A 778-nucleotide genomic window follows, 5' to 3' on the forward strand; every position below is an offset into this window, starting at 1 on the left:
TCTCTTTCTGCCAGCGCTTCTTTAACTAGTCTGAACTCGTAGTGTTCCAGGTACCTTAGTCCACCATGTATTAGCTTGCTACTGCTGGAAGATGTACCTGAAGCCAAGTCATTTTGTTCACATAAGAACACTTTTAAGCCTCGGCCAGCGGCATCGGCAGCAATACCAGCCCCGTTAATGCCACCCCCAACAATAGCTAAATCATAGAAAAGTTCCTTTTTTTCACTGCTAATGTTCATATAAACCTCAAAAACGTTAATAATTTTACATATTATGTCATAAAACGAACATTTGGCTAGGCGAAATGTAATAATTGTTCAACAGTTTTTCGAAAAAGCGTGACAGAATTAGGCTTTCTGAAAATTAATTGAAAATAATCTTAGAATAGGACGGCGTGAATTGTTATAAATGGCGCGTGAAAAATAGCTATGTAGAAGTGATAAACAAACATCGACGCAGGTTCAGTAAGGCGTCGATGCAGGGTTGAATTGGTAGGGGTTAGGCGACGGTAAGCTTGATATTTTCTTTATTCAGAATACTTACGATGCTTTCCGGTGGTGTTTCACTGGTAAATATATGATGAGCTTCGGCAATGTTACCAAGCCGAGTTAAGGCATCCCGTCCGAATTTTGAATGGTCAGCGGCAAGGAAAATATTGCGGGAGTTCTCGACAATTGCTCGAGAAACTCTCACTTCCTGATAGTCGAAGTCGAGCAGGTCACCTGTATCGTCGATACCGCTGATACCAATGATCGCGTAGTCGACTTTAAACTGGCTG

General features: G+C 41.5%; 1 protein-coding gene and 1 pseudogene. Both read right to left on the bottom strand.

The window, feature by feature from the left end:
- A partial coding sequence (locus A3729_RS04000) for an FAD-dependent oxidoreductase (RefSeq protein WP_156497635.1) occupies positions 1–239 on the bottom strand: 239 nt, incomplete at its 3' end.
- A gap of 259 nt (positions 240–498) precedes the next feature.
- Positions 499–778: pseudogene (locus A3729_RS04005) on the bottom strand (DeoR family transcriptional regulator); the annotation flags it as partial.

Source organism: Oleiphilus sp. HI0043, from assembly GCF_001634935.1.